Annotated in this window: 24 protein-coding genes and 1 pseudogene; 11 read left to right on the top strand and 14 right to left on the bottom strand. The window is 65.9% G+C overall.

Translation table 11 applies throughout. The features are described from left to right. Positions 1-68 precede the first annotated feature (68 nt). Positions 69-1,379 (bottom strand): hypothetical protein, encoded by a 1,311-nt coding sequence (locus MKW15_RS22570; RefSeq protein ID WP_240862343.1) that lies wholly within the window; start codon positions 1,377-1,379, stop codon positions 69-71. Between the two features lie 132 nt (positions 1,380-1,511). On the opposite strand from MKW15_RS22570, the gene MKW15_RS22565 reads away from it, so the two are divergent. Further along, positions 1,512-1,988: an anthrone oxygenase family protein gene (locus MKW15_RS22565; protein WP_240862339.1), complete on the top strand. Its 477-nt coding sequence runs from the start codon at positions 1,512-1,514 to the stop codon at positions 1,986-1,988. 18 nt (positions 1,989-2,006) lie between these two features. On the opposite strand, the gene MKW15_RS22560 is transcribed toward MKW15_RS22565, so the two are convergent. Beyond that, positions 2,007-2,873: an NmrA family NAD(P)-binding protein gene (locus MKW15_RS22560; RefSeq protein WP_240862337.1), complete on the bottom strand. Its 867-nt coding sequence runs from the start codon at positions 2,871-2,873 to the stop codon at positions 2,007-2,009. A gap of 133 nt (positions 2,874-3,006) precedes the next feature. Here MKW15_RS22560 and MKW15_RS22555 point away from each other — a divergent pair, with 133 nt between their 5' ends. Beyond that, positions 3,007-3,405: a winged helix-turn-helix transcriptional regulator gene (locus MKW15_RS22555; protein ID WP_240862336.1), complete on the top strand. Its 399-nt coding sequence runs from the start codon at positions 3,007-3,009 to the stop codon at positions 3,403-3,405. Positions 3,406-3,428: 23 nt separating this feature from the next. On the opposite strand, the gene MKW15_RS22550 is transcribed toward MKW15_RS22555, so the two are convergent. Genes MKW15_RS22550 through MKW15_RS22540 form a run of 3 tightly spaced genes read right to left on the bottom strand, consistent with a single transcriptional unit; the run spans position 3,429 to position 6,188 of the window. After that, positions 3,429-4,748 carry a VOC family protein gene (locus MKW15_RS22550; protein ID WP_240862334.1) on the bottom strand — a complete coding sequence of 440 codons (1,320 nt, stop codon included), beginning with the start codon at positions 4,746-4,748 and terminating at the stop codon, positions 3,429-3,431. Next, the gene (locus tag MKW15_RS22545; RefSeq protein WP_240862332.1) at positions 4,745-5,269 is read right to left on the bottom strand and encodes an RNA polymerase sigma factor; all 525 of its coding nucleotides are present in this window, start codon (positions 5,267-5,269) and stop codon (positions 4,745-4,747) included. Before MKW15_RS22545 ends, MKW15_RS22550 begins: the two co-directional genes overlap by 4 nt. A gap of 58 nt (positions 5,270-5,327) precedes the next feature. After that, positions 5,328-6,188, bottom strand: a complete 861-nt coding sequence (locus tag MKW15_RS22540; RefSeq protein WP_240862331.1) for an alpha/beta fold hydrolase — start codon at positions 6,186-6,188, stop codon at positions 5,328-5,330. Positions 6,189-6,257: 69 nt separating this feature from the next. Between MKW15_RS22540 and MKW15_RS22535 the strand changes: the two genes are divergently transcribed. Continuing rightward, positions 6,258-6,860 (top strand): TetR/AcrR family transcriptional regulator, encoded by a 603-nt coding sequence (locus MKW15_RS22535; protein ID WP_240862329.1) that lies wholly within the window; start codon positions 6,258-6,260, stop codon positions 6,858-6,860. Between the two features lie 4 nt (positions 6,861-6,864). Here MKW15_RS22535 and MKW15_RS22530 read toward each other — a convergent pair whose 3' ends face one another. Further along, complete coding sequence (locus tag MKW15_RS22530; RefSeq protein ID WP_240862327.1) at positions 6,865-7,773, bottom strand: DUF5996 family protein; 909 nt, start codon at positions 7,771-7,773, stop codon at positions 6,865-6,867. 81 nt (positions 7,774-7,854) lie between these two features. On the opposite strand from MKW15_RS22530, the gene MKW15_RS22525 reads away from it, so the two are divergent. From MKW15_RS22525 to MKW15_RS22510, 4 genes are all read left to right on the top strand, one after another. Then, positions 7,855-8,613 carry a VOC family protein gene (locus MKW15_RS22525; protein ID WP_240862325.1) on the top strand — a complete coding sequence of 253 codons (759 nt, stop codon included), beginning with the start codon at positions 7,855-7,857 and terminating at the stop codon, positions 8,611-8,613. A 246-nt stretch (positions 8,614-8,859) separates the two neighbouring features. After that, positions 8,860-11,406 carry an ATP-dependent Clp protease ATP-binding subunit gene (locus tag MKW15_RS22520; RefSeq protein ID WP_240862323.1) on the top strand — a complete coding sequence of 849 codons (2,547 nt, stop codon included), beginning with the start codon at positions 8,860-8,862 and terminating at the stop codon, positions 11,404-11,406. Positions 11,407-11,829: 423 nt separating this feature from the next. Then, positions 11,830-12,681 carry an enoyl-CoA hydratase-related protein gene (locus MKW15_RS22515; protein WP_374247990.1) on the top strand — a complete coding sequence of 284 codons (852 nt, stop codon included), beginning with the start codon at positions 11,830-11,832 and terminating at the stop codon, positions 12,679-12,681. Positions 12,682-12,750: 69 nt separating this feature from the next. Further along, positions 12,751-13,752 (top strand): SGNH/GDSL hydrolase family protein, encoded by a 1,002-nt coding sequence (locus MKW15_RS22510; RefSeq protein WP_240862319.1) that lies wholly within the window; start codon positions 12,751-12,753, stop codon positions 13,750-13,752. Here MKW15_RS22510 and MKW15_RS22505 read toward each other — a convergent pair. Together MKW15_RS22505 and MKW15_RS22500 are read right to left on the bottom strand one after the other, a co-directional pair. Further along, complete coding sequence (locus MKW15_RS22505) at positions 13,665-15,134, bottom strand: acyltransferase (protein ID WP_240862317.1); 1,470 nt, start codon at positions 15,132-15,134, stop codon at positions 13,665-13,667. The genes MKW15_RS22510 and MKW15_RS22505 overlap by 88 nt on opposite strands. Before the next feature lie 103 nt (positions 15,135-15,237). Further along, the gene (locus tag MKW15_RS22500) at positions 15,238-15,582 is read right to left on the bottom strand and encodes a hypothetical protein (RefSeq protein ID WP_240862315.1); all 345 of its coding nucleotides are present in this window, start codon (positions 15,580-15,582) and stop codon (positions 15,238-15,240) included. Positions 15,583-15,893: 311 nt separating this feature from the next. On the opposite strand from MKW15_RS22500, the gene MKW15_RS22495 reads away from it, so the two are divergent. After that, positions 15,894-16,391: an HNH endonuclease gene (locus MKW15_RS22495; protein WP_240862313.1), complete on the top strand. Its 498-nt coding sequence runs from the start codon at positions 15,894-15,896 to the stop codon at positions 16,389-16,391. Between the two features lie 3 nt (positions 16,392-16,394). Here the strand turns inward: MKW15_RS22495 and MKW15_RS22490 are convergent, their stop codons facing one another. From MKW15_RS22490 to MKW15_RS22470, 5 genes are all read right to left on the bottom strand, one after another. Then, positions 16,395-17,078: a DUF305 domain-containing protein gene (locus MKW15_RS22490; protein ID WP_240862310.1), complete on the bottom strand. Its 684-nt coding sequence runs from the start codon at positions 17,076-17,078 to the stop codon at positions 16,395-16,397. Beyond that, positions 17,075-18,649, bottom strand: a complete 1,575-nt coding sequence (locus tag MKW15_RS22485; protein ID WP_240862308.1) for an LVIVD repeat-containing protein — start codon at positions 18,647-18,649, stop codon at positions 17,075-17,077. The genes MKW15_RS22490 and MKW15_RS22485 overlap by 4 nt, the downstream gene beginning before the upstream one ends. Before the next feature lie 86 nt (positions 18,650-18,735). Then, entirely contained in the window at positions 18,736-19,233 is a 498-nt protein-coding gene (locus MKW15_RS22480) for an SRPBCC family protein (RefSeq protein ID WP_240862307.1), read from the bottom strand. Positions 19,234-19,273: 40 nt separating this feature from the next. Beyond that, positions 19,274-20,515, bottom strand: coding sequence for an MFS transporter (locus MKW15_RS22475; RefSeq protein ID WP_240862304.1), 1,242 nt, complete (start codon positions 20,513-20,515; stop codon positions 19,274-19,276). 284 nt (positions 20,516-20,799) lie between these two features. Then, entirely contained in the window at positions 20,800-21,393 is a 594-nt protein-coding gene (locus MKW15_RS22470; RefSeq protein WP_240862302.1) for a TIGR03086 family metal-binding protein, read from the bottom strand. 91 nt (positions 21,394-21,484) lie between these two features. On the opposite strand from MKW15_RS22470, the gene MKW15_RS22465 reads away from it, so the two are divergent. The 3 genes from MKW15_RS22465 to MKW15_RS22455 all read left to right on the top strand — a co-directional run bounded on the left by MKW15_RS22465 (position 21,485) and on the right by MKW15_RS22455 (position 24,336). After that, the gene (locus tag MKW15_RS22465; protein WP_240862300.1) at positions 21,485-22,417 is read left to right on the top strand and encodes a helix-turn-helix transcriptional regulator; all 933 of its coding nucleotides are present in this window, start codon (positions 21,485-21,487) and stop codon (positions 22,415-22,417) included. A gap of 17 nt (positions 22,418-22,434) precedes the next feature. Then, positions 22,435-22,623, top strand: coding sequence for a hypothetical protein (locus tag MKW15_RS22460; RefSeq protein ID WP_240862298.1), 189 nt, complete (start codon positions 22,435-22,437; stop codon positions 22,621-22,623). Positions 22,624-23,340: 717 nt separating this feature from the next. Then, a complete protein-coding gene (locus MKW15_RS22455; protein ID WP_240862297.1) occupies positions 23,341-24,336 on the top strand; it encodes an alpha/beta hydrolase in 996 nt (331 codons plus the stop codon). A 118-nt stretch (positions 24,337-24,454) separates the two neighbouring features. Here MKW15_RS22455 and MKW15_RS22450 read toward each other — a convergent pair. Next, positions 24,455-24,673 (bottom strand): annotated as a pseudogene (locus tag MKW15_RS22450) (hypothetical protein); the annotation flags it as partial.

Below are 24,673 nucleotides of genomic sequence, written 5' to 3'. Positions count from 1 at the left end.
TAGATTTTGCGGGCACGACGCCGTCGTGTTTCCCCAGTTCAGGAGGCTGAAAGCAGTAGCCGCCGGGTTCAGGAAGGACTCAGCAGCGACAGCGTGGTGCCCTGAGTCAGCACCAGATAGCCGTCGACCACCGACGCCGCGCCGCTGCTCAGACCGATCGTCCACGCGACCCGGCCGTCCGGTGCGAACGCGCTGAGTCGGTGTGCGTTGCCGAACACCATCAGGTCGGCCGAGGCGCCGACACAGCGGAGGTAGCCGATGTTGCTGTCGGGGTCGCGGAAGTCGGGTGGCGGCATCTCGCCGAGGATGGTTCCGTCGGTGAGCGCGAAAGTGACGCGGGAGCCGTCCTTGCGCGCCAGCGAGACCAGCGGACCACACGGGCGGGCCCCCGATTTGGATGCCTCGGGAGCATTGACCTGCCAGACGTCGTCGCTCGCCGGATCGCGTACCGAGTAGGTGCCGTGGGTGTCGAAAACCGTCGAACTGCTCTCGAGAACCGGCTTGGTCGACGGCCCCGTGATCACGCGGACGCCCGGGATCGTGTTGACGGGATCGGGGTCGAGTCGGCCGTCGGGCATCGCGAACGTCGACACCCGCTCGTTGGCGGCCTCGCTGTACTCGACGACGAGTCCGGCCGGGTACAGCGTCATCTGGCACTGGCCGCAGGTGAGGTGCTCCTGCCCGTCGGTGCGTCGAAGTGCGTACTGGCTGCCGTCGGTGGTGGGGACGATCACCACGCTGCCGCTGATCTGTACCTCGTCGGTGAGGACGGCGTTGGCGAATCGTTTGGTCCACAGCGACGCACCGGTCGGCGTCATCAGGCTGACCTCGTACTTGAACTTGTTGATACGCAGAAAGTTCGGGCCGACACCGAACACCACTGCGGTGTCGTCGAGATCCGTCGTCGACGATGGGGTGCCGTCGTCACCGATGAGGTGGAAGCCGGGCTCGGGTGGGTCGCCCAGGTCGATTGCACATCCGATCTGTCCGGTGTCGGTGAATGCGCAGTCGCCCAGTCCGGCTCGAACCGGTTGCTTCCACAACGGCTTTCCGCTGCGGCGGTCGATGGCCATGAAGGCCCGGCCGAGACCGTTCGGGTAGGCGAGGAGCCAAGTGTCGCCGAAGGTGTCGGCTACGTCGATGGTGCCAACGCCCGAATGCCCGGGCAGGTCGGCGTCGGTGAGCGTCCACGAGACGTCGGGATTGTTCCGATAGTCGCGCAAGAGCCCGTACCCGTACTCGGTGTCGTCATCTTCCGGAGCGCCGGCCAGCACGACGCCGGCGGCCACCACCATCACCACGCACAACACGCCAACGACAGTCCCGATCCCAAACGGTAGACGCCGACGGACAGTGGCGATCCACGATCGGTTGGGCATGCCGATCAGTCAATCATCATTGTGTGGTCACGACCCTGTCGGGGAGGTGTCGGAGACTCGCCGAGACTCTGGCTTATGTTTCTGCGCTCCACGACCATGGATCGTCTCACGTTGCGGGTGTGGGATGAACCCATGAACTCAGTCAGGGATGCACTCCTCGGTATCACGGTGGTCACCACCGGGCTCAGCGCCGGTTTGCTGGCGGCCTTCGCCTACGCGGTGATGCCGGGTCTGGATCGTGCCGGTCCGGTGTCGGCCGTGCCGGCGATGCAGCGGATCAACGTCGCCATCCTCAATCCGGTGTTCGCCGTGATCTTCCTCGGCCCACTGGTATTCGGGGCGCTGAGCATCTGGGCGTTCTGGCGAAGCGACCTACGGTGGTGGATCGTCGCAGCGGTGGTGCTTATCGTGGTGGGCCTGCTCATCACCGCGATCGTCAACGTGCCGGCCAACGACCGGCTCGCTGCTGCCGGTGATGTGTCGGGCGGTGAGGTCGCCGCCGTATGGGCTGATTTCACGACGCAATGGGTGCGATGGAACGTCATCCGCGCGGTCGCCACCAACGCCGCGTTCGCGACGCTGGTGGCCGGGCTCATCGCCGCCCGTTGACCGTGCGTCCCAAACGGTTCAGCGTGCGCTGACGAGGGACTCGGCGAGCACCTGCTTGAGTGACGCGCTCGGGCGCCCGCGGAGGTCGGCGAGGTCGGTCGACGTGGAGTCGAGGGCGCCACGGCTCACTCCGGCATCGGAGTCCGCGAGAATGGCTGCAACGGGGGCCGGTAGCCCTGCCCCGACCAGCGCCTCGGCGTACGCGGATTCGGGGATGTCCTGGTACCGCACCGGCTTTCCGCTCACCTCGGCGATGGCCGCCGCGATGGCGGGATGGTCGAGTGGTTCGGAGCCGGCGAGTTCGTACACCGCTCCCACGGTCCCCGCGATGAGGACGGCTGCGGCCGCGTCGGCGTAGTCGCGTCGGGCGGCACCCGCGACGCGTCCGGTACCAGCGCTGCCGTACAGCGTGCCCGACTCGATCGCCGCCGGAGCTGATCCGACGTAGTTCTCCCAGTACCAGCCGTTGCGCAGCAAGGTGTGGGGTACCCCGCTGTCGGCCAGGATGTGCTCGGTCGCGAGATGCTCCTCGGCAAGCTTGAGCGGCGAGGTGTCGGCGTACAGGATGCTGGTGTAGGCGAGCAGGTCGACGCCGTTGGCCTTCGCGGCTTCGATCACGTTGCCGTGCTGGCGAACTCGACTACCGAATTCCGAGCCCGACACCAACAGCAGTCGGTCGACGCCGGAGAGTGCGGCCGACAGCGCTGCCGCGTCGTCGTAGTCGGCGACCCGCACTGTCACGCCCGCGTCGGACAAGTGCTGCGCACGACCTGCGTCGCGGACGATCGCGACGATGTCGGACGCCGCGACGCCTCGTTCGATCAGTGCCTCGATCGTCGCGCGTCCAAGTCCGCCGTTTGCTCCGGTCACTGCGTATGTGGTCATGCGTTTCCTTCCGTATCGCCGAACGCGTCGAGGCGCCGGCCATTAGTGGTTCTCTAGCAGCATGCACTTACTATTAGTACAGTGCAAGTGCAGGAGTTAGCGCTTAGGGTGTGGCTGGCATAGAATGCAGGTCATGACAGACGCGGCGTACGACGACGGGATTCCCGATCCCGCCTTGCTTGCCGACGTCTTCGCCCGTGACTGTGCGTCGCGCGCCATCCTCCACAACGTCACAAGTCGGTGGGGTCTCCTCGCGCTGGCGGCCCTCGCCGACGGTGATCTGCGGTTCAATGCGCTGCGGCGTCGAGTGGACGGCGTCAGCGAACGGATGCTGTCGGTGACCCTGCAGTCATTGGAGCGCGACGGTTTCGTGAATCGTGATGTGCTGCAGACGATCCCGCCCAAGGTGAAGTATTCGTTGACGCCGACCGGTCGCGAGGTGGCCGACCGACTGCTCGGGCTTATCGAGTTCGTCGAAGCCCACGTCGCCGATGTCCGGGACGCGCAAGGCACTTACGACGACACCCACTGAATCGTCAACGGGGGTGGGGTGGGTCAGAAGAGCTGGCCGAGGTAGAACTCGGCGCCCTGGTCGTCGGCGCAGCGGGCGGTGACGCCGTAGGGTGCGCGCTGGGGTTCGTCGATGACCCGACCACCCGCATCTCGTACACGCTCGACCGCCGCTTCCACGTCGTCGGCGATCCACATCGGCACCGCGACCGACGTGTCGGCACCGCCGCCGATGCCGATCTGCGGGCGGACGTCGTCGACCTCCCAGCCGTCGTCGATGCGCCCGGGATGGAACTCCCATCCGAGCACGCTGCCGTAGAACGCCCGCAGACGGGCGCTGTCGGGAGTGAGCACGGTCAGGTACGACATCTCGCCGATGCCTCGCGGGTGTTGCGGCGATCGCGGCGCCGCCGGGTCCGGCACGTGCACCGAGAATCGGACTCCTTGATCGTCGACGGCGTCGAGTACCCGAGCGCCATCACTCGACACCTCGTCGATGCTGCCGACCGCACCGCCGGCGGCGATGATCGCCTCACGCGCCGACCCGAAGTCGTCGACGGCGTACACGCAGTACAAGGTGTTGTTCCCGTAGTCGCCGGCCTCGGAAATGCCCAGGCGGTGACCAAGGTTGGTGACCTGGCGGCTCGCCGGGTCGTACTCCCAGCCGAGGACTGCGCGATAGAAGCGCGCGGCCCGCGCGGCGTCCGGCGTCTGCAAGGACATGTAGACGAGGTCGCCCTGCGCAATACGGTCCGACGCTGCGACAGCGCTCTTCGACGGTCCCGTCAGCATCCACCGATGTCCGAACGGATCGATGATGGTGCCGGTCCGATTTCCGTAGCCCTCGTAGGGTTCCCGCGTCACCGACGCACCGCCACGTCCGGCCCGCGCGACCGCTGCGTCGGTATCGTCAACGGCCAGCATCAGACTCACCGAGACATGCCCGGGAGTCGGTGCACGCAAACCCATGTCGGCGAACTCGCCCGCGAGATAGACCACGCCGCCGCCCATCTCGAGCTCGGCATGCCCGATGGTGCCGTCCTCCATGACGATCGGCTCACCACGGAGTCGGGCGTCGAGATTGGCGACATACCAGTCGATCGCCGCACGGGCGTCGGCGACGGTCAGGTAGGGCAGTGCTCCCGGCCGTTCGACGACCGGCTCGGATTGAGTTGGTGCTGAAACTGTTTCGACGGTCGTGCTCATGATGACTCCTTCGGGTAGGGTCGCGCCGCGACGGAGGCGATCACGCAACGCGTCAGCGAATGCGGCGTCCGGCGCGACCGGGTCGTCGAATCCGCTGTCGACACCGCGCAGGATGCGCAGCGGATCGCCGCTGGTGTCGGGGAACTCGGTGTTGTTCATACGTGACCTCCTCTCCGGCTCGATTGGAATTCGTTCTCCGGGTAGGCCGCGCGGAACGCGCGCTTTGCCCGGGTGAGCAGTGCCTCGGTGGCGCCGACGGTGCGGTCGAGGATCTGCGCGCAATCGGCGACCGGGAGATCGTCGACGTAGCGCAACGTCAGCACCGCGCGGTGGGCCGGTCCGAGGGTCGCCAACGTGTGATGGGCAACCATCCGATCCAGATGGGCATCCCAATCGTCATCCGTCGTCTCGGGTAGCTCGTCCACCGGCTCCGGTGTGCGTTGCATCCGCCGCCAGTGGTCGGCCAACTTGTGCCGCGCGATTCCGATCAACCAGGGCGTCGACGGCACCGCCGACGTATCTCTGCGCACGGTGTCCATCGCGGCGAGGAACGTCTCGGAGGTCACGTCCTCGGCGACCGCGCGGTCGGCGCAGCGCCGCACGACGTAGCCATACACCGAGGGCAGTGCCTCGTCGTAGACCGATAGCAGCGCATCAGCACCGCCGGATTGACCGCTCACACCCTTATCGTCGTTCGTGGGGCCCAAAACCCGACACCCTTCGCGCAAGTTTTCTTAGTCAGGGCCGACGCGGCACCTGCCGTGCGCTGATCTCGACCACGGCGTCGACCACGGCCTGCGGACGGTCCATCGCGACAAAGGTGCGCGATCGGGGTACCTCGGTGAAGGTGGCGTCGGCGAAGACCGACGCCAGACGGCGGCCGAGTTTCGGCCGGAACGCGCGATCGGCGGTGCCCCAGACGACGGACACGGGTACCGCGACCTTCGACAATCGAGGCGTGATCGCGGCCAGTTCGGACGAGTCGATGGCGCGCAGGAAGGCGGCGAGGTCGTCGCGGATTCGTTCGTCGCTGCGCAACGGATCGAGGATCGACGCGGACAGCTCGGGATCGGGGTCGGTGACGAGCAGTCCGAAGCCGGCGATCGAATGGCGAAGCGCCGTCGAACGGTGCAGGAGCCCGACGAGCCGTTTGGTGAGGCCGGGCCGGGTCAGCAGGGCGAAGACGACAGGATACGGCTGCGGCGGAAACTGTTCGAACGCATCGCAATTGGTGAACACTACGCGGCCGGCGAAATCCGGGTCCTGATCCAGTGCGAACTGGCAGAGCGCGCCGCCGGTGTCGCAGCCGACAAGTGTCGGGCTCGTGAGGCCCTGAGCGTCGACGAACTCACGGATCAACCGGGCCGCCCCCGACGGAGTGCGATCGGCGTCGGGCCCCCAGGGGATGTGATGCGCGCCGAGAGTGAAAGTTGGTGCATAACAACGGAATCCGGCGTCGGCCAAGCTCTGGGCGGCATCGGTCCACATACGACCGTCGACCACCACGCCGTGCACGAACACCACCGGTGGATGCGGCGAGTCCTCTGGTCCGAAGGTTTCGTATTCGATGGTTGCCGTGGCGAGTTCGATGGTCGGCATGGTGGCCTCCGTCGTAGGCTTGATGAGTTCATTTACAAACACTCGGTATGAAAGTTACGTACAAGCTGTATGAAAGTCAACCGTCGGACGCAGGCAGAGCGCACCGCCGCGACCCGTGCCGCCCTCGTCGAGGCCGGCCGCGAACTCTTCGGCGAACACGGTTACGCCGACGTCGGAACTCAGGCGATCGTCGAGCGCGCAGGCGTCACACGTGGTGCGCTCTACCACCAGTTCGACGACAAGAAGGGCCTGTTCACCGCGGTATTCGACGAGCTCGAGCAGGAAGTTGTCGCGCTGTGCGCCGAGTCCATGGCAGAACTCGCGCCGACCGATCCGATCGCGGCTCTCAAGGTCGGCGTTCGGGCGTTTCTCGAGGTGTTCGCCGAACCCGTCCGACACCGCATCGGGCTCGTCGACGCGCCCGCGGTCCTGGGCTGGCAGGAGTGGCGAGCGCGGGGGGAGCAGTTCGGTTTCGCGCTCCTAGAAGGACTGATCCGGACCGCCATCGAGCTCGGGCAGGTGGCCGAACAGCCCACCCGCCCCATCGCGCATGTGGCCATCGGCGCGCTCGACGAGTCGGCGCTCTACGTCGCCGCCGCCGACGATCGGGAGCAGGCCACCGAGGAGATGCTCGTCGTGATGGATCGCATCATCGACGCGTTCGTGGTCTGATTGCTCAGCGTTCCAAGCTCTTTCGGTCCCACCCGCCCAGATCCGCGGCGATCTCGTAGGTGCTCTGCAGGAAGTCGAGCAGCACTGCGTCGGGATCGTCGGCTTCTCGAACCGCGGTGTAGGGCAACAGGAATTCGCCGAGGCCGGCGTCGAAATAGGCCGACGACGGCGCCACCGGAGCGGCCGTGAAGCCCTCGGGTTCCGGATAGGCGTAGGAGTAGAAGTAACCCTCGCCGTCGGGGCCGGGCCAGTAGCCCGCGCTCGACACCTCGTGCGAGTAGGCCTCCCACATCACCTCTGGGCCGCAATTCGGTGCTCCGCCAGGGTGTTTGGGGGCTTCTCGGCCGGAGAATCGTGTCACCGCGAGATCGGCTGCGCCCCAGAAGAAGTGGGACGGACTGACCTTGCCGATGAAGCGCGCGCGAAAGATCTCGAAGACCCGGTCGATCTGAACCAGCGCAAGCCAGAAGCGATGGACGGCGTCTGGGTCGTAGGCCACATGCTCCCGGTCCTCGTCGAAGGCGATCGCGCCCGGGATCTCGACCGGCATTTCCCATATCTCCGTTGATAACCCGAGATCGTCGAGCATCGCCATGACATCTCGGTAGAAGTCGGCCACCGGTCGCGACTCCAGCTTCAGCGATCGCTTCTCACCCGACGTCGTCGACACCACCAATTGGTGGTCGATCAGATCGAAGTCCATCTGGAAAGACGTGCTGCCGTGCGGGATCAGTGCGGTGGTGAGGCCGCGCGCCGTCACATACAGCGTCACATTCCACCAGTGACTCATGCGCGGAGTGTTGACCATGCGCACCTTGCCGACGATCTGCGTCATCAGCTGAAAAGTGTCGCGAGTGTCGGCCCACTCGGCGACGGGGATCTCGGGCCACGCGGAGTTCGTCTTGGATGTCATCGTGGAAGAGCACCTCCTGGTTGCTTGAATTCGATCGTCGCATTCCGATGAGTTCTCCGGTCCGGAACGGTCAGCACTGACATGGCTACCGCAACGATCAACTCCATGCTCCTGTCCAGCGACGACCCCACCCGCCTCGCGCAGTGGTACGCCACCGCCTTCGAGGCGAAAGTGGAGTCCACCCCCGGCGACGACGGCTATCAGGTGGTCGCGCTCGACGGCTTCTACCTGATGTTCGACAAGCGCGACGACGTGTCCGGGCCCAACCCCGGCGGCGCGCGAGCCATCCTCAACGTCGAGGTCGACGATCCGAGCGCAACCGCGAAACGGCTCGACGAACTCGGGGCCGCGTGGGTGAGTCCGCTCGAGGACCGCGACGGCAATCTCTTCGGCACCGTCGAAGATCCCGACGGCAACTGGCTGCAGATCCTGCGTCTCTCCGACGAGAGCGAAGCCCAGATGAGCGAGCCGAACCTGGCATTCAGTGGTTTCGCCGTGGGCGACCTCGAGGCCGCGGAAACGTTCTATCGGGACGTGCTCGGCATGCGGGTGCTGCGCTTCCCGATGGGCGTGCTCGGCATTCGTATCAACCGGCAGACGACGGTCATGGCCTACCCCAAGCCCGACCACACGCCGGCCGGCTACACGGTCCTCAACCTCCCGGTCGACGACCTCGACAAGGCGGTCGACGAACTCGCCGCCCAGGGCGTCGAGTTCCTGCGCTACGACGGCTTCGACCACGACGAGCGCGGGATCGTCCGGTCGGGCGAACACGGCGGACCCGACATCGCGTGGTTCACCGACCCGTCGGGCAACGTCATCGCGGTACTGCACGGCTGACGCTGCGGATCTCGGGGCGGAGAACCGATCCGTTCGCTCTGGGCGTATCAGATGGGGAACACCGCGCTGGCCTGGGCGGTTGTATGAGCCAGATCCCCGCCGCACCCGGTGTTCGACGTCATCTGGACAGACGTTGACTGTAGGTGTACACCCGACGACCACTAGAGTGGAACCAGGCTGGTCGACGTGTCAGTGCACCATGTCACACCCACGGCGGCCGGGGCGCTAGCAATGTGAGGGAGAACAATGTTCGAACGGTTCACCGACCGCGCGCGACGGGTTGTGGTTCTGGCCCAAGAAGAGGCGCGGATGCTCAACCACAACTACATCGGAACCGAGCACATCCTGCTCGGTCTCATCCACGAGGGCGAGGGCGTGGCCGCCAAGGCCCTCGAGTCGCTCGGGATCTCCCTGGAAGGTGTCCGCAGTCAGGTCGAGGAGATCATCGGCCAGGGACAGCAGGCGCCGTCGGGGCACATCCCGTTCACTCCGCGTGCCAAGAAGGTGCTCGAGCTGTCGCTGCGTGAGGCGCTGCAACTCGGCCACAACTACATCGGGACCGAGCACATCCTGCTCGGTCTCATCCGCGAGGGCGAGGGCGTTGCCGCACAGGTGCTGGTCAAGCTCGGCGCCGACCTCAACCGGGTCCGCCAGCAGGTCATCCAGCTGCTCAGTGGCTACCAGGGCAAGGAGCCGCAGGAGGCGGGCACGGGCGGTCGGAGCAGCGAGTCCGGCACCCCGTCGACCTCGCTCGTGCTCGACCAGTTCGGTCGCAACCTGACCGCCGCCGCCGGTGAGGGCAAGCTCGACCCGGTCATCGGCCGCGAGAAGGAAATCGAGCGGGTCATGCAGGTGCTGAGCCGCCGCACCAAGAACAACCCGGTCCTCATCGGCGAACCCGGCGTCGGCAAGACCGCCGTCGTCGAGGGTCTCGCGCAGGCCATCGTCAACGGCCAGGTGCCGGAGACGCTCAAGGACAAGCAGCTCTACACCCTCGACCTCGGGTCGCTGGTGGCCGGCAGCCGCTACCGCGGTGACTTCGAGGAACGCCTCAAGAAGGTGCTCAAGGAGATCAACACCCGCGGCGACATCATCCTGTTCATCGACGAGCTGCACACGCTCGTCGGCGCGGGTGCTGCCGAGGGCGCGATCGACGCCGCGTCGATCCTGAAGCCGAAGCTGGCCCGTGGCGAACTGCAGACCATCGGTGCGACCACTCTCGACGAGTACCGCAAGTACATCGAGAAGGACGCCGCTCTCGAGCGCCGGTTCCAGCCGGTCCAGGTCGGCGAGCCGTCGGTGGAGCACACCATCGAGATCCTCAAGGGTCTGCGCGACCGTTACGAGAGCCACCACCGGGTGTCCATCACCGACGGTGCGCTCGTGGCCGCGGCGACGCTGGCCGACCGCTACATCAACGACAGGTTCCTGCCGGACAAGGCGATCGACCTCATCGACGAGGCGGGCGCGCGCATGCGCATCCGCCGGATGACCGCACCGCCAGACCTGCGGGAGTTCGACGAGCGCATCGCCGACGCCCGCAAGGAGAAGGAAAGCGCGATCGACGCGCAGGACTTCGAGAAGGCCGCGAGCCTGCGCGACAAGGAGAAGACCCTCGTCGCCGAGCGTGCCGAGCGCGAAAAGCAGTGGCGCAGTGGCGACATGGACGTCGTGGCCGAGGTCGACGACGAGCAGATCGCCGAGGTTCTGGGCAACTGGACCGGTATTCCGGTGTTCAAGCTCACCGAGGAGGAGACCACCCGTCTGCTCCGCATGGAGGACGAGCTGCACAAGCGGATCATCGGCCAGGAGGACGCGGTCAAGGCCGTCTCCAAGGCGATCCGCCGTACGCGTGCCGGCCTGAAGGACCCCAAGCGTCCGTCGGGTTCGTTCATCTTCGCCGGACCGTCGGGTGTCGGTAAGACCGAGCTCTCCAAGGCGCTGGCGAACTTCCTGTTCGGCGAGGACGACGCGCTCATCCAGATCGACATGGGCGAGTTCCACGACCGCTTCACCGCGTCGCGTCTGTTCGGTGCCCCTCCCGGGTACGTCGGCTACGAAGAGGGCGGGCAGCTCACCGAGAAGGTGCGCCGCAAGCCGTTCTCGGTGGTGCTGTTCGACGAGATCGAGAAGGCGCACTCGGAGATCTACAACACGCTGCTGCAGGTGCTCGAGGATGGTCGTCTCACCGACGGTCAGGGCCGCACGGTCGACTTCAAGAACACCGTGCTGATCTTCACCTCGAACCTCGGTACCAGCGACATCTCCAAGGCGGTGGGCCTCGGCTTCACCAAGGGTGCCGACTCGCAGTCGAACTACGAGCGGATGAAGCTCAAGGTCAACGACGAGCTCAAGAAGCACTTCCGGCCCGAGTTCCTCAACCGTATCGACGACGTCATCGTCTTCCATCAGCTGACTCGGGACGAGATCATCCAGATGGTCGACCTGATGATCGCCCGCGTCGAGACGCAGCTGAAGAACAAGGACATGGCTCTCGAGCTCACCGACAAGGCCAAGGGACTGCTCGCCAAGCGCGGGTTCGACCCGGTGCTCGGTGCCCGGCCGTTGCGTCGCACCATCCAGCGTGAGATCGAGGACCAGCTCTCGGAGAAGATCCTCTTCAACGAGATCACCGCCGGCCAGATCGTGCTGGTCGACGTCGAAGGCTGGGACGGCGAGGACGACGGTGAAGATGCCAAGTTCACCTTCACCGGTTCGGAGAAGCCGCGCGCGGTGCCCGACGCCCCGGTCGAGCTGACCAAGGCCGCCGACGGCGGGTCCGACGCGAGCTGACCTACGAGTTCAACCAACGACGGCGGCGTCACCTGATGGGTGGCGCCGCCGTCGTCGTTGACCGGGCGTCCCAAACCGTTGACCGGGCGTCGAGTGCACCCATCGCTCCCTCAGGAGTCTCTACCGCTCCCTGAGGTGCTCGAGGCGCTAGCCGAGAGCCTCGAAGGGCTAGTGAGACAGGGTAATTGGTTGACCAGGTAGCAGCCGTCACCAGGCCTTCGAGGCTCCTCGACTTCGAGACGCTCCATGCTCGTACCTCGCACGGGGCTCCTCAGCCCGGCGGCTAGCGCTCGTCGCACCTCAGGCAGCGGAATCTGAGGCCCAGATGCAAACCCTCCACGGATCCACGCTCAGGGAGCGGATGGGCTCGCCAACGCCGGGATTCACGATCGACGGAACGCTCGTTCGGTCATCGAGTAGGTTGTGTGGGTGCCATCACGTACCGAGAATTCCGACATCCCACCCATCATCGTCGAACGCGACGGCGAGATCGCGATCTTCCGCCTCAATCGCCCTGATCGTCTCAACGCGTTCACCATGCAGATGGGGCAGGCGCTGATCGACGCCTTCGACGAGACCGACGCCGACGACTCGGTGCGGGCGGTCGTGCTGACCGGGAACGGCCGGGCCTATTGTGCCGGAGCCGATCTCGGCGGTGGCGCCGACACCTTCGACGCGTCGTCGATCACCGACGAGGTTCCGCCCGACGAGGGTGGCCGACTGTCGCTGCGGATTTTCCGGGCGCTCAAGCCGGTCGTGGTGGCGGTCAACGGTCCGTCGGCCGGGGTCGGCGTGACCATGACCCTGCCGGCCGACGCGCGCATCGCATCCGACGACGCGAAGTTCGGATTCGTCTTCGCCGCAAGAGGATTGGTGCCCGAGGCGGCGTCGAGCTGGTTTCTGCCCCGGTTGGTCGGATTGCCGACCGCTCTCCGGTGGACGATGGGCGCCACGATGGTGTCGGTCGACGAGGCGCTCGAACATGGACTGATTCAGCAGGTCGTACCGAAGGACGAGGTGCTCGCGACGGCCATCGCGGTGGCCCGTGAGATGACCGCCAACAGTGCTCCCGTCTCCGTCGCGCTGACGCGACAGTTGTTGTGGCGCATGGCCGGTGCGCCGTCGCCGATGGATGCGCACGTCGCCGACTCGAAGGCGATCTACTACCGCGGCCAGTCGGCGGATGTCTACGAGGGGGTGACGGCGTTCTTGGAGAAGCGCCCCCCGAACTTCCCGATGTCGGTCGCCAAGGACCTGCCGGACATCTGGTCGTGAGTAACGCCACCCCGTGCGGTTCGGGGGAGTTGTCGGGATAGGGCGTCGGCGATATGTGACACTGGCTGGATGAGTCGTCACCGGTGGTCGCACGCTGCGGTCATCGTGGCATCCGTGATTGCGGCGGCGGCGGTGATGATTCCCGGTTCAGCGGTGATGCCCGAGCCGAGTTACCCGGTGCGGTCCACCGCGTCGGGTTCGGACACACCGGTCCTGTCTGTCTTCGCGCTGAGCAAGTATGTGGCGCTGGGCAGTTCCTACGCGGCAGGCCCGGAGGTGCGCGGCCTGCGGACCGTGTGCCAACGATCGGCCGACAACTACCCGCATCAGGTCGCAGACGCCACCGACATGCGTTTGACGGATGTCTCCTGCAGTGGTTCGCGGACGTCCAACATCCTGCGGGTGCCGCAGCGTTCGCTGCGCGAGCCGCAGATCGCCGCGGTCACGCCCGACACCCGCCTGGTCACGATCACCACCGGCGGCAACGACCTCGACTACATGTCCAGGCTGCTCGCCCTTAGCTGCGCGAACGTCGACATTGCGCGCATTCATCCGTTGACTGCGAAGAGCTGCACCCGGCCTCACTCGGTTCGTTCCGATCCGACGCCGCAGGCCTATGTCGCCGTCGAGCGGGCCATCGTCGAGACCGTGGCGGCTGTCCGGGCGCGTGCCCCGCGTGCCGTCGTCGTACTCGTCGACTATGTGCCGGTGCTCGGGCGTGACGACCGGACCTGCCCCGGGTTGCCGCTGACTCCCGCGCAGGTGGCCTCGACACGCCAGGTGTACGACGCCATGACCGCCGCGACCGCCCGCGCAGCTGCGGCGTCGGGCACCATCCTGGTCCGCGCGTCCAAAGCGGGCGTCGATCACGGTGTCTGTTCGAAGACTCCCTGGGTGAACGGCTTCGGCCAGGGTGGCGTGTCCTATCACCCGAACGCCCGAGGCAAGGCGGCGGTGGCCGACCTCGTGTTGGCGACGCTGAGTCAGCCCTCGACGGTGACCGACTTCTTGGCGCGCGGTGTCGTGGTATCTGCACCGGTGCCGTCCCGGTCGCCCTTACCGTCGCGGTAACGCCGCCAGAAGACCGCAACCGCGGAAACGACGAGCAGTGCGGCGGTGGCGATGATCAGGTTCCCGGTGAGCGGCTCGATCACCAGGCGAACGGCGACGCCGATGCCGATCGCGACGATGCCCACGATCAGCGACCGTCCCGCGTTCTGCTGACGCCAGTCGAGCCGGTTGCGGCCGGTGGTGATGAGGCTGATCGGGCTCCGACGCAGCACCTCGACGATGAACACCGTCAGGACGACTGTGCCGAGGAACGACAGCAGCAGCAGCGGCCAGGGCGCGGAACCGGCGTGTTCCCGGATGATCGGCATCAGCGCGCTCAGCGCGAGGGCATGGGCGAGGTAGATGCCGAAGGACCGGTCGGCGGCGGTGCGCATGAACCCGTCGGCCACCGATCCGGGGCGTCGACGATCCTGCCAGAGCGTTCCCAGGCAGTAGAGGATCAAGATCACCGCGATATAGGCGAAGACGTTGTGCACGAGGAACACGTTGGACGCGCGTTCGATGCTGATACCCAGGTCGACCTGATTGACGAAGTACACGATGGTCGCCGCGATCACCGCGATACCCGCGGGAATGATCACCTTGCGCCACTTGACCATGAAGGCCTGGAACGCGGGGTAGTGCATCGCCGCGACGCAGCCGGCGAGAATGAAGAACTGGTACGGGATGATCGTCGCGACGAGATGCTTCGACAGCGCCGTGTGCACCCCGGCCGGGATGAACTGCATGGGTGGGCTGGTCATCGCATAGATCAGCCAGAGATGGAAAGCGAAGCTCGCGGCGAGCAGGTAGCGGTGATAGCCCCACGTGCGGCGGAGCACCCACAGAATGCCCGGGAACACCAGGTAGATCTGCATGCTCACCGACAGGAAGTACAGGTGGTACCAGGCGTTTCCGGTGATCAGGTCGTAGCAGATCGATTTGACCGCCAACGTGATGGACTCGGCGGATTCGAAGTTCGACGCCACGTTCGACCAGCCGCCGACCAGGTAGCGGCCATAGACCCAGTAGAAGAGGCTCCAGGTGACGAACGGGAGTCCGATCAGCTTGTAGCGGCGACGCCAGAACGTCAGCGGCTTCAGCTCGCGGTCGCGGTACTGATACGTCAGGACGAAACCGGTGAGCGCGAAGAACGAGTACCGGGTGTAGCGCATCATCAGGCCGACCGCACCGGTCGACATGTTCACGATGTGCGGGATGTTGAGGATGACGTGGTCGAGGATGACCGACGCAAAGGTCACCAGACGGACGAAGTCGATCTGATAGAGGTGCTTGTCGGGCTTGTGTGTTTTGGCCGCCGGTTTGGGGTCGTCTCGCTCGTCGGGGTCGAGGTAATCCTCGGTGACCGTTGCGGGTCGCTCGGTAACGATGATCGCCTCCACTCCGTGCCGATCCCGGCCGGTTCTCGGTCCGGGTCCCGCGCAGAGGGTACTCCCACTACCTGTGAGGATCACGTTGAGTGACGTGCGACACGTCGACTCGTTGCTACACAGGCCCGGCGTTGCTCGCGATCGCGAACACCACGGGCACCAGTGCGACCTCGAGAACACATCCGATCAGGGCGAACGGAAAGGCCAGGCGTCGCGCGCGTCCTCGCGCGTTGATGACCAAGGCCGACGCCAACAGCAGCACGAGGCTGCCGACCGCGGCCGTCCAGATCGCCGCATCGATCCACCGGGGACTCCCGCACGCCTCGTAGGCGCACGCGTCGGTCCCGAAAGTCGTGAGAACGGACAGGCCAAAGACGCCGACGGCCAGCAGCACGTGGCAGAACCAGATCACGATCGACGCGGTCAGGTCCACAACGCGCCGCGGGCGCTCGTCGGTCATGCCTCGACGATAGGTCGCGCGGGCATCCGACCGGAGAAATTCACTTGGCTCTGACCCGCACGTCGCACTACCGTCACCCGTTGCGGCGACTATCGTCGTCGGTAAGACATGAAACCCGACCCCAGCGAGAGGAGGTGGCGCACATGACCATCGTCGGAACCCGGAGCTATCGGGACCGCGAACCCGGTCACGGACTCACGTGTACCGCATTGCGCCCCGTCCCGAGCGCCAAGGATCTCGGGATCGTCATTCCAGGCTGATCCCGAATCGTTGGCGCACCGACCAGTTCGCCATCGTCTCGAGGAGAAGCCATGACCATCTTCGTCACCAACGCCGGATTACAGATCCTGGCGCGCGTCACCTGGCGCCGCGCGGCGGTGCTGCTGACCACCGAGGTGGCCCGAAACGTCGAGGGAACCCCGGTGATCCGGGTGGTGCATTCGCCGACGCTCACGCTCCCGATCCACAAGGTTGTCGCGATCAAGCGCAACGCCTACCGCCCGTTCGCCGGGAAGTCGATGGACTCCTACGCGTCGTCGCCGACGATCCTGCGGCGTGACCAGTGGATCTGCGCGTACTGCGAAGGTCCGGCCGACACCGTCGACCACATCGTGCCGGTGTCGCGCGGTGGGAGAAGCACGTTCGGCAACCTGGTTGCCGCATGCCGGTCGTGCAACGGTTTCAAGGCCGACCGGACCCCGCGCGAGGCGGGCATGGCACTACGCCATGCGCCGTTCGTCTACGACCCGTGGGCGGCGGACCAGAAAGAGGTCTGGGAGCTGTTCACCCTGCGGTGGAAGACCGACTGACTCTCACGTCGGCAACGGTTCGGCGTTGCGCGCCTTGAGCATCAGGGTCATCTGTCCGATCTCGTTGCCCTGATCGCCGATCATGGTGAGCGCCCACTGTTGGGTGGCCGTGCTCGCGCGGTCGTCGTTGAAGGCGTCCCGCGCCATCTCCTGGCCGCCGCGGTGGTGTCGGATCATCAACTGCAGGAAGTAGATCTCCGCTGCCCGGCCGGTCAGTGTCGACAGCCGACCGAGTTCGTCGACGCTGGCCAGGCCGGGCATGGGTGGTTGGTCGGTCGCGGGTCCCGAATGTTCCTGCGACGCAGCATGTCCGTGCGACCCATGGTCGGTGTGGCCCATCCACGACATCGGCGTGTCCGACGTGAGTGGCTCGCCCCACCATTGCAGCCAGCCACGCAGGGTTGCCGTTTCCGTGCTCTGCGTGAGCACCATGCGGTCGGCGAGTACGCGGATCTCGGCGCCGACGCCGGGCAGCCCGGACGCGGTGCGTGACATAAGAATTGCCTGGTCGTGGTGGGTCGACATGTCCTGGGCGAATCCGACGTCGACGGTGCTGGGCGCATCGGAATCGCTGTGCCGGGACTGCTGCCAGGCCGCGCCTGCCACCGCGCCGATCGCCAGGATCAGCACAGCGACCGAGGCGGCCGCGGCAATCCGAAGCGCGCCCGACCATCGTGATGCGCTCATCCGATCGTCGAATCCTGGTTTGGCGGTGGCGTATACACGCGCGGGCTCAGCTGCAGGGTGTAGAAGCCACCGTCGGCGCAGGTGGTCCAGATCTGGTTGCCGCGCCATTCAGGCGGCGAGAAGCACCAGTCGGTTGCCATGTCGCCGCCGACGACCATTCCGGTGCGCGGACCGATCATCTCCGGCAACGACACCTTGCCGTGCAGGATGGCCATCCCCAGACTCAGGAATTCGACGGCCGGCACGCCCGAGATCGAGCCGAGGACGTGCGGCGAGTTGGGGAGGTCGGCAATCGTGGCATTCTTCTGCGCCGGCGGATTGTAGTAGCCAATCTCCCTGATGCTCTTGATGTTTCGGATGTCGAAGACGCGGATGCCCGATGACTCCCACGAGCAGGCGAGTGCGGTCGGGTCGGCCGGACGGTCGACGGTGCAGTAGTGCGGATTGCTGTTGAAGACGCTGCCGCCCATGCCCGACCGGAAGTTGGTGTCGAGGTTCTTCGGGAGATTGATCTCGAGTTTGATCTGCGCGGCGTAGTCGGGCCGGTTGGGCCGGGTGACGTTGAAGAACTTGACTCCCCCGGAACCGAGTTCGTCGACCGTGACGATATAGGGCACACCGCGATAGGTGACCGGGATGGTGTGTTGGTTCACCTGTCCGTCGGGCCACAGGTACGTCGCGATGCTCGGTACCTGCGGATAGGGTGCCCGACGCTGGATCGCGCGGGTGTCGAGGATGTTGATCCCGAGTCCGTTGGAGATGTACATCCGGTTCCCGTCCGGCGTCATGCCGAAGCCGTGGCCCAGGAATCCGTGCAGGCCCTGCCAGATGACCCGAGGGACAGCGGGATTGGAGATGTCGATGGCCGACAGGTGGCCGGGCCAGATCCCCGACGCCCAGTACGTACGACCGTCGGGCGAGAACCCACCCTCATGGGAGGTGAAGGGTAGCGGGGTCGACACGCCCGGCCCGCGGTTGAGCAGACGCGGATGTTCGCAGTCGGAGATGTCGTAGACGGCGAAGAAGCCGCCACCCCACAGCAGAGGAACCGAGGTCGCCGCCAGCAGCTTGCGTTTCTTGTTGACCTTCAACGTCTCCCACGTGCCGCCGCGCATCGCGGGATCGGTGAGCGACCCGACGACGCGCGGCCGGGCGGGGTTCGACGCGTCGACCACCTGCACACCCGGCTGTCGGACAAAGTTGTTGCCGGGGAACAGACTTCCCGTGTAGCTGCAATGCTCGAAGGTGGCCGACACGATGCCACCACCCGCACCGCGCACGTTGCCGACCTTGGTCATGTTGCAGCGATAGCCGCGTCGGCTGCGGCCGGAGTTTCGGTCCTCCGCACTCACGTCGCCCTGTAGTCCGGGTTCGGGCAGCGAGCCCGGGCCGCACTCGGCCTTGGGGACGGAGACCTCGGAGATGTCGGGGAAGTAGTGGGTACTTGCGTGGGCGGGTGTCGCCGTCAGCGCGGTCGCCACCAGCGCGGCACCGACTATCAGTATCGCCACTGAACGCAGCACGCGCGGTCCGCGCCTACGCAACAAGGATGTGTTTGTGCGATTCCCCATCGAATCCCCCGGTACTCGCCCGCCGTGATCCAAGTCACCTTACTGAGCGGTCGGGTCGACCGGACGCAATTGGGAGAATTGGATGGTCAGTTGACCAACTGGCCGCGCACCCAGTCCAGATTCGCCTGCATGCCACGACGCCAGTCATCCATGCGCCGGGCGATGATGCGTCCTTCCAGATGCGGGTTCGCCTCGATGGCCTGCGACAACCGTGACGGTCCCGGACCAAGGCGGGCCCACTGCCGCACGATCGCACCCTTCGACGACGCGTCGACCTCGAACGCCCAGGTGGACCACGGCTCACCTTGGGGCCCACCCGCGGTCCAGACCCAGCGTCGTCCCGGCTCGACCTCGACGATCTCGCATTCGGCAGTCCACGTGCCGAGTCCTTCTGCGGAGTTGGTGCCGCGAAAGCGCGCCCCGACCACGATCTCGGCGGGCTCGCCGACCCACTCCGCCGACACCAGTTCACCGTCGGCCTGCGTCGGAAGCGCGATGTCGGCGACGATGTCCCACACGCGTTCGACGGTGCATCCCTCGATCAGTTCGGACACCTCGACGGTCGGTGCATCGCGATAGCGCATGCTGCGAATCCTCTGTTCGATGTACGGCGGGCCTACAGCTTCACATGTGCTGCAGGCGAGCCGGTTTCCGGGTCCGTGTCCGATACATCAGGAGCGCCATCGCGGCGGCAGCGAAGCAGGCGGCCGCGCCGACGCCGAGTGCGACGCGCGCACCGGCATACTCGCTGACCGCACCGATGATTGGTCCGCCGATCGGCGTCGACCCCATGAAGGCGACCGACCACAACGCCATCACCCGTCCGCGCATCTGGGGCTCGGATTCGAGCTGCAGGGTGGCGTTGCCCGTCGACATGAACGACACGCTGAGCCAACCGACGAAGAAGAGGGCGATGATCGCCAGCCACAGGGTCGGTGCCAGCGCGGTGAGTGCGATGGTGACGCCGAATCCGAAGGCGGCGAAGGTCAAGGTCCGCAGGCCCGTGGTGCCCCGCGCCGCGACGACCAGCCCGCCGATCACCGCGCCGATCCCCATCGACGACGTCATGAACCCGAACGCCTGCGGCCCTCCGTCGAACACCTCGCTCGCCGCGACGGGCAACGACACCGGGAACTCGTAGGCCAGCGTTCCGACGATCGCCATCATCACCAGCGGCACCCACAGTGTCGGGCGTCCGCCGACATACCGGAGCCCTTCGCGGAGCTGGCCTTTGGCGCGCGCCACCGGCTGTTCGTAGGTGATCTCGGAAGTGCGCATGACCAGCAGCGACACCACGACCGCGACAAAGCTGGCCGCGTTGATGGCGAAGCACCAGCCGGCGCCGACCGCCGCGAGGATGACGCCCGCGGTGGCCGGCCCGACGGCTCGCGCCGCGTTCACCAGCACCGAGTTCAGCGTGACCGCGTTGCGGATGAGGTCGTGGCCGACGATCTGGTGGATGAATGCCTGGCGTGCCGGATTCTCGAAGGCGTTGTTGAGTCCGAGCAACACCGCAAGGATCGCGATCTGCCAGACCTGCACCCAGCCGCCGAGCGCGAGCGTCGCGAGGATGGCGGCGAGGATCCCCATGACCGACTGCAGCGCGATCATCAGCTTGCGTCGATCGACGCGGTCGGCGACCACCCCCGCGTACGGCCCGAGGAGCAGCACCGGCAGTGCTTGCAACGCGACGATGATCCCGAGGATCGACGCCGAACCGCTGAGCGTCAGCACGAGCCACGCCTGCGCGGTGGCCTGCATCCACGTCCCGATCAGCGACAGCGCCTGACCGCCGAAGTAGAGGCGGTAGTTGTGACTGGCCAACGACGCGAACACCGCACTGCGCGGGAGTTCGGGCGTGGTCATTATTTCGATGGTAGTTCGCACTCCGAACCGTCCACCGCTGCCTGAGGCCCTCCCGCTGCCTGACGAGCGAACGCGACCCTCCCGCTGCCTGAGGTGCGAGGAGCGCAAGCCGCCGGGTTGAGGAGCGACGAGGGAGCGAAGCGACCCGACGCGTCTCGAAACCGACGAGCCTCGAAGGCCCTGGCGACGCGTCTCACCAGGTCCTTCGAGGCTCTCGGCTAGCGCCTCGAGCACCTCAGGGAGCGGTAGTTACTCGGTGCTGCTGTTCGCGGTACACCTTCAGCTCACGCCCGCACCCCGACCCAGCTGCGCGATTCCCGCCCCGACCAGTTGGCGAGCTGCTCGGTCAGCCCGGCATCCGGTCGGGATTCGACAACCGGCCCGAACGGCACATCGTCGTCGTCGCGAATGTCGGCGGAGATGAACTGCTGAGCGACGGCTAGTGCGGGTGCGACGATCGCGGGACCGGCCTCGGCGTCGGCCCCGATCGCGACGGCCAGATCCCACCCGTGCACCAGGGTCTCGTTCACATAGCCCCAGAGCGCGCCCGCGCCCGGCACGGTGCCCCACGGGACGGTGACCATCGCGGACAGTCTGGCGTCGTCGGACCACAGCTCGATGGCGTGGGCGACGGTGTCGGCGTAGGTCTGCACGTCGTAGATGTCGGGGTAAGGGTTGATCGCGAAGATGTCGGCGCCGGCGGCGAGGCCTTCGGCGCGACGCGCGGTTCCGATCAGATGTGCGCACAGTGCGCGGACGTCGAACTCGGTGCATGGCGTCGGGTTGCCCAGTTGTTCGTCGGTGACCGTGCGCATGATGCCGGTGGTCCAGGCGGTGGCTGCGGCGTAGACGGGGCGGGGATCGGCGGGGCGGTTCATGACGTTCTCCTTCGGTTGGTGGCTGTCTCATGAACCAGTCAACGGCCAATACATGACACCTTCTGTCATGATTTCGAGGAGAATGTGAATCATGCGCGCCGAACGTCTACTCGCGGTCCTGATGCTGCTGAAAACGCACTCGCAGATGACAGCCGCGCAGATCGCCGCCGAGTTGGAGGTGTCCGAGCGCACGGTGATGCGCGACATCGATGCACTGTCGTTGTCGGGTGTGCCGGTCTATGCCGAACGTGGACGGCACGGCGGGTTCGCGCTGTTGCCGGGTTACCGCACCGACCTGTCCGGACTGACGCTCGACGAGGCGCGTTCGCTGGTCGCCGGCAGTGGGCGTATTGATTCGCCCGCCTTCGCGTCGGCGATGCGCAAGGTCGCGGCGTCGCTGCCGGAACAGTTCCGGGCGTCGGCGGTGCGCGCTGCACAGCGAATCCTGGTGCGGCCGGAGGGTTTTGTGCGTCCACCACAACAGCTCGACGCACTCGGGCCCGTCCAGCAGGCGGTCTTCGACGGTCGGCGCATCCGCGTGCGGTATCGCCGGCGCGGCGCCGACCACGCCGCCGAACGCGTCCTCGATCCGGTGGGACTGATCGTCGCCGGCGACACCTGGTATCTCGTTGCCGAGGTCGAGGGCAGCGAACGCATGTATCGGATGTCGCGCATGTCCGACGTCGAGATCCTCGACGAGCCTGCCAGACGGTCCGACGACGTCGACCTCGAAGAGATCTGGCAACGCCGGCGCGATGAGTTTCGCGCCGGGTTCACCGTCATCGGAGTGACGGTGCGGTGCTCGGAGCAGACGGCGAAGGTGCTGCGCGGGATCGCCGACGAACAGGGAACGCCGGTCACGGTTGAGGATGGTCGTATCGAGCTGACCTTGGGTTTCGTCGGAGAACGGCACGCGGTCAGCGCCCTGTGGACCTTCGCCGCCGATGTCGAGGTGTGTGCGCCAGAAAGCGTGCGCGCGGCGGTCGTGGAACGCGTTCGCGCATTGGCCACGATGTATCTGTGACTGAGTAGTGTCGTTTCATGCCGCTCGCTGCCGTTGTGTCCGTTCCGATTCTGGCTGTTGCGGCCGTGATCGCCGCCGTCACCGTGTATCGGCGTACGCGAAGCCTGGTAGGCGCGTTGTTCACCGCCGGTGTTGCATGTGTTGTCGCCTATGGCGTTTTCATCTTTGTCTTGATGGCAGGACAGCCGAGCATGGACATCGAGTAGGTCGTCGAGTCCTGGTCGGCAGAGGCCGCATAGACGACACTCGGAGTGGTCGCTGACTCCGAAGAGTTCGGTGATTCGCGCTCTGAACTGCACATAAGCGTCCACCACCCCACCGCTCTCTGAGGTGCCCGAGGCGCCAGCCGAGGGATGCCTCGAAGGGCAGGTGAACGGGCCACGTCGGCGAGGCGCCGGACCACTGAAAGTAGGGGAAGGTTCTTCCCCTACTTTCTGCCCCTGCTTGTTGAGTCGTCCGCGAGAAAATTCGCGGGGAAGACTCCAGGGATAGGGGACGAGTTTCTTCCCCTACTTTTCGTGGATCATCGTCGCCGCGCCGCGCTTCACGGCCCTCTTCCCGCTTCCATGATCGCCGACGAGGTCGGCGGGTGGGTCGCTGATCCAAAGCGGTAACCGGTGCTGTGAACTGGGGAAATGCGCGGCCGGCACCTCGCATCCGGCGACCGGATGGACGCGCTCACCAAGAAGTTGCAGTTTGACGCGGATGCCGCGTCAAACTGCAACCTTTGTGGGTGCTCGTCTGCAGAGCGATTGGATGCCTGATGCACCGCGATCCATCGCGTCTGACCCTGCAGCGACACCACGGCCCGGTCACAACTGTCTAACGTCGGTTTCTCCGAGTTGGAAACCCGATACGCTCTGGATAGTCTGTTACGGATGTGACTAATGGGACTAAAGGGGTTTCTGGTGCGCAATCGATGGATGACGCGAGCGATAGCCGTGGTGGCAGTGGCTGGTGCTGCGGCCGGCGTGTGTGTCGGTATCGCCGGAGCAGCGCCGGACCCCGATCCCAGGGTCCCGCGCATCGACACCGTCATCCATGACGGCCCCCAGCAGGCCACGGTCATCGTGTACTCGGCGGCCATGCGCAAGCTGATTCCGGTCAACGTGCTGCGGCCGAAGAATCAGAAGAAGCCGAGTCCGACGCTGTATCTGCTCAACGGCGCGGGCGGAGGTGAGGACTCGGCGACCTGGGCGGCCAAGACCAGTTATGTGCAGTTCTTCGCCGACAAGAACGTGAATGTGGTGACCCCGATCGGCGGTGCCTTCTCGTACTACACAGACTGGCAGCGCGACGACCCGGTTCTCGGCCGCAACAAATGGACGACTTTCCTGACCAAGGAATTGCCGCCGCTGATCGACAAGGAACTCAAGACCACCAAGGTCAACTCGATCGCCGGTATCTCGATGGCGGGTACCTCGGTGCTCAACCTCGCGATCGCCGCACCGAAGCTGTACCGTTCCGTCGCCGCCTACAGTGGGTGCGCCCGGACCAGTGATCCGTTGGGGCAGGCCTACATTCGCATGGTTGTGGCCGACCGCGGCCAAGGCAACCTCAACAACATGTGGGGCACCCCGGCCTCGCGCGGCTGGCGCGACAACGACCCCTACATCAACGCCGCCAAGCTACGCGGAACAAAGGTCTACATGACCAGCGGCAGTGGACTTCCCGGACAGTACGACCGCACCGACGCGCCGCTGGTGAACGGCGACGTCATCACGCTCGCCAACCAGATGATCCTCGGCGGAATCATCGAGGCTGCCGTCAACGACTGCACCCGCCAGATGGCCGCGCGTCTGAAGAAGCTGCGCATCCCGAACAAGGTGCTGCTGCGTCCCAACGGAACTCACTCGTGGGCGTACTGGGAGCACGATCTGCACACCACCTGGCCGATGATCGCTGCCGACCTGCGCTGAGAGTCGAACCTCTTCGCAAATCCACCCCGGATTTCCGCACGGGCCAGGTGCGTCGTTGCCATATAGGCAAAGACAGCGTCGGTGAGGGCGGAAATCGGTGGGAGGTTTCAGGCTCGGGTCAACCAGCGAAGATCCGGCGCAACGCCGGCGCGACGTCGTGGTGATTCCGCACCGGTAGGCATCGTCCGTGCCCCGCCGACGCGAGGTCACTGCCCAGGTCGAGGTCATGCTCGCCGGAAACATCCAGGAGAACATCGAGTCTCGGCAGGGTCGTGGCGACGGTGCGCGGGTCTGGGCCTGCGTTGTGCACGCAGTCGCTGAGGAGTAGTACGCGTCC

The sequence above is a fragment of the Gordonia gummivorans genome (genome assembly GCF_022513585.1).
In the GTDB taxonomy this organism is placed as follows: domain Bacteria; phylum Actinomycetota; class Actinomycetes; order Mycobacteriales; family Mycobacteriaceae; genus Gordonia.
The sequence above is the reverse complement of the archived record's forward strand: the minus strand, read 5'-3'. Positions and strand labels throughout refer to the sequence as shown.

Excerpts from the sequence above, each read along its gene's own strand:
- MKW15_RS22480 (WP_240862307.1), bottom strand. The coding sequence starts at position 19,233 with ATGCGCTATCGCGATGCACCGACCGTCGAGGTGTCCGAACTGATCGAG.
- MKW15_RS22455 (WP_240862297.1), top strand. The coding sequence starts at position 23,341 with ATGACGCGAGCGATAGCCGTGGTGGCAGTGGCTGGTGCTGCGGCCGGC.
- MKW15_RS22565 (WP_240862339.1), top strand. The coding sequence starts at position 1,512 with ATGAACTCAGTCAGGGATGCACTCCTCGGTATCACGGTGGTCACCACC.
- MKW15_RS22570 (WP_240862343.1), bottom strand. The coding sequence starts at position 1,379 with ATGCCCAACCGATCGTGGATCGCCACTGTCCGTCGGCGTCTACCGTTT.
- MKW15_RS22510 (WP_240862319.1), top strand. The coding sequence starts at position 12,751 with ATGAGTCGTCACCGGTGGTCGCACGCTGCGGTCATCGTGGCATCCGTG.
- MKW15_RS22470 (WP_240862302.1), bottom strand. The coding sequence starts at position 21,393 with ATGAACCGCCCCGCCGATCCCCGCCCCGTCTACGCCGCAGCCACCGCC.
- MKW15_RS22475 (WP_240862304.1), bottom strand. The coding sequence starts at position 20,515 with ATGACCACGCCCGAACTCCCGCGCAGTGCGGTGTTCGCGTCGTTGGCC.
- MKW15_RS22535 (WP_240862329.1), top strand. The coding sequence starts at position 6,258 with ATGAAAGTCAACCGTCGGACGCAGGCAGAGCGCACCGCCGCGACCCGT.
- MKW15_RS22500 (WP_240862315.1), bottom strand. The coding sequence starts at position 15,582 with ATGACCGACGAGCGCCCGCGGCGCGTTGTGGACCTGACCGCGTCGATC.
- MKW15_RS22460 (WP_240862298.1), top strand. The coding sequence starts at position 22,435 with ATGCCGCTCGCTGCCGTTGTGTCCGTTCCGATTCTGGCTGTTGCGGCC.
- MKW15_RS22550 (WP_240862334.1), bottom strand. The coding sequence starts at position 4,748 with ATGAACAACACCGAGTTCCCCGACACCAGCGGCGATCCGCTGCGCATC.
- MKW15_RS22465 (WP_240862300.1), top strand. The coding sequence starts at position 21,485 with ATGCGCGCCGAACGTCTACTCGCGGTCCTGATGCTGCTGAAAACGCAC.
- MKW15_RS22520 (WP_240862323.1), top strand. The coding sequence starts at position 8,860 with ATGTTCGAACGGTTCACCGACCGCGCGCGACGGGTTGTGGTTCTGGCC.
- MKW15_RS22525 (WP_240862325.1), top strand. The coding sequence starts at position 7,855 with ATGGCTACCGCAACGATCAACTCCATGCTCCTGTCCAGCGACGACCCC.
- MKW15_RS22555 (WP_240862336.1), top strand. The coding sequence starts at position 3,007 with ATGACAGACGCGGCGTACGACGACGGGATTCCCGATCCCGCCTTGCTT.
- MKW15_RS22530 (WP_240862327.1), bottom strand. The coding sequence starts at position 7,773 with ATGACATCCAAGACGAACTCCGCGTGGCCCGAGATCCCCGTCGCCGAG.
- MKW15_RS22540 (WP_240862331.1), bottom strand. The coding sequence starts at position 6,188 with ATGCCGACCATCGAACTCGCCACGGCAACCATCGAATACGAAACCTTC.
- MKW15_RS22560 (WP_240862337.1), bottom strand. The coding sequence starts at position 2,873 with ATGACCACATACGCAGTGACCGGAGCAAACGGCGGACTTGGACGCGCG.
- MKW15_RS22485 (WP_240862308.1), bottom strand. The coding sequence starts at position 18,649 with ATGGGGAATCGCACAAACACATCCTTGTTGCGTAGGCGCGGACCGCGC.
- MKW15_RS22490 (WP_240862310.1), bottom strand. The coding sequence starts at position 17,078 with ATGAGCGCATCACGATGGTCGGGCGCGCTTCGGATTGCCGCGGCCGCC.
- MKW15_RS22495 (WP_240862313.1), top strand. The coding sequence starts at position 15,894 with ATGACCATCTTCGTCACCAACGCCGGATTACAGATCCTGGCGCGCGTC.